Here is a 2,278-nt window from a genome sequence, read left to right on the forward strand (position 1 = left end):
GTCGCCAAGCTGTTTTTAGGACAAGACGCATGAATATTTTGCTCGACACCCATATCGCGCTTTGGGCGATTGCCGACAGCCCTCGCCTCAATGCACAAGCTAAACAGACCATTTTAAATCCCAAAAATACCATATGGGTCAGCGCCGTCAGTTTGTGGGAAATTGCAATCAAACACAGCCTTGGCAAAGGCGACATGCCTGTCGATGCCAAACAAGCACTGAGCTATTTTCAAGCCGCAGGCTATCAAATATTGCCCATCTATGCCGAACACACTCTTGCGATTGCTGAATTACCCCAACATCATCAAGATCCATTTGATCGACTGCTGATTGCACAGGCTATGACCGAGCCAATGAGACTCATGACCCATGACACGCAAATTGAAAAATACGGCAACATGGTCTTAATGGTTTAGTTGAGGATTTAAAGGATGCTCGAAATCAAACACCTTAAAACCCTTGATGCGCTGGCGAAACACGGCAACCTGGTGAAAACCGCTGATGCCTTGTTTATGACGCAATCGGCGCTGTCGCATCAGATTAAACAGCTTGAAGACAGTGTTGAACTCAAATTGTTTGAGCGCAAAAGCCAGCCGTTGCAATTCACGCCTGCGGGCAAACTGCTGTTGCAACTGGCGCAACAGGTTCTACCGCAAATCCACCACACCGAAAACCAACTCAAACGCCTCGCCGCCGGTGAACAAGGTCGGCTTAAAATTGGTGTGGAATGCCATACCTGTTTTGAATGGTTATTGCCGCTGCTGCGCCCTTATCAAGCGCAATGGCCGAATGTCGATGTCGATATTGCCGGACGCTTGAGCAATCTCGCGCTGCCCAGCCTGCTGAAACATGAATTGGATTTGGTGATTACGTCCGACCCGCTGGAAAGCGACGAATTGAAGTTTGAGCCGTTATTTAGCTATGAGATTCAATTGGTATTGCCACCGAACCATCCACTCAACACGGCGGCCCATAACCAGGCCTGGTTGCAACCGCAAGACTTGCAAAACGAAACCCTGATTTGCTATCCGGTGAGTGAAGACAAACTCGATATTTTCCGCCAGTTTCTGACCCCGCATAACCTGCGGCCAAAAGAGACTGAACACACCGACATGACGCTAATGATGTTGCATCGTGTTGAAAGCGGACGCGGTGTGTGCGCCCTGCCAAAATGGTTGCTCGATACCCAAGACGACTTTAAACACCTGCCGCGCAAACGCCTCGGTCAACACGGCCTCTGGTCTACCCTCTACGCCGCCACCCATACTGCAGACAATGCCCAACACGCCCCCTATATCCATGATTTTATCGACCGCATCAAACAAACAATGGGGCATTAAGCCAACCACCAGGCCTGGTGATTTTAGGCGTGATTAAAGGCGTTGTACCATAAATGCAGGTGCCATTAATTCTTGCTCTTGGCGACTGATTTTGAGTTGTTCCGCCACCTCACGCCATTGATCAACCGCCTGAATCACTTGCCGATAAATGGTTTCGGCTGTTGGTTGATTGAGTTGAAAATAGTCAATCACGGAAAAGGCCAATGCAAAATCAAGGCGATTATCGACTTCATCAATATTCAAATGCAGACCCGTGCCATCAGCCACGGGGTTAATGTCGTAAGCAGGCGATAAAACCCAACCCTTCGGCGTATGAAGAAAACCGTGATTTTTCAAATGATCATCGGTATTCGATACCGCAATATAAAATACCATTCGCCGCCATAACTGCGCCAAATCGTCCTTAGTATTCGCGCCCTGCTGAATTAAAAGCTCAGCCAACTCCAAATAACTCGCGCCCGCTTCGCCATCAAAATAGCCAAGTTGTGTCATGGCGGATGAAAAAGGCAGCCGCTGTCCTGCAACGCGATCAAAACGCTGGGTTAAAAACGTATGCTGTTCACTATTCAAACGCTTAATTTCACAGGGCGACATATTAATACCGGCCTCCATCGCCAACTTATACACCAGCATTTCCCAAGCGGCCATATCATGCGTGTCATAACGGCTTGGAAACTTAGCAATCCACAAATTGCCATCTTCATCAACCACGCTGGCCTTTGGTCGCGCACCACCCAAAGATGAACCAGGAGAAATCAACATATTCAACCACTTTGAATAGTCCGCCGATGTATTGATACCCGGTTTTTCAACTTCTGAAGCCGCTACTTCCAATTCCCGCAACGACGACATGGGCGGTGCGGATAACGCATGATTGTCATCTAAAAACGCACCGGCCTCTTCTAACTTAAAACGCAACGCACCCATGCGATGCACAT

General features: G+C 48.6%; 3 protein-coding genes. 2 read left to right on the plus strand and 1 reads right to left on the minus strand.

Features of this window, described 5'->3' with window-relative positions:
- Positions 1 to 416, plus strand: a 416-nt coding sequence (locus tag IBX48_RS10300; protein ID WP_296834249.1) for a type II toxin-antitoxin system VapC family toxin, incomplete at its 5' end; no start/stop codon positions are given.
- A 15-nt stretch (positions 417 to 431) separates the two neighbouring features.
- Entirely contained in the window at positions 432 to 1,340 is a 909-nt protein-coding gene (locus IBX48_RS10305; protein WP_296834253.1) for a LysR family transcriptional regulator, read from the plus strand.
- 33 nt (positions 1,341 to 1,373) lie between these two features.
- Here the strand turns inward: IBX48_RS10305 and IBX48_RS10310 are convergent.
- On the minus strand, positions 1,374 to 2,278 hold a 905-nt coding region (locus IBX48_RS10310), incomplete at its 5' end, for a HipA domain-containing protein (RefSeq protein WP_296834256.1).

Origin of the sequence: Thiomicrospira sp. (genome assembly GCF_014859555.1) — a bacterium.
Lineage (GTDB): Bacteria > Pseudomonadota > Gammaproteobacteria > Thiomicrospirales > Thiomicrospiraceae > Thiomicrospira.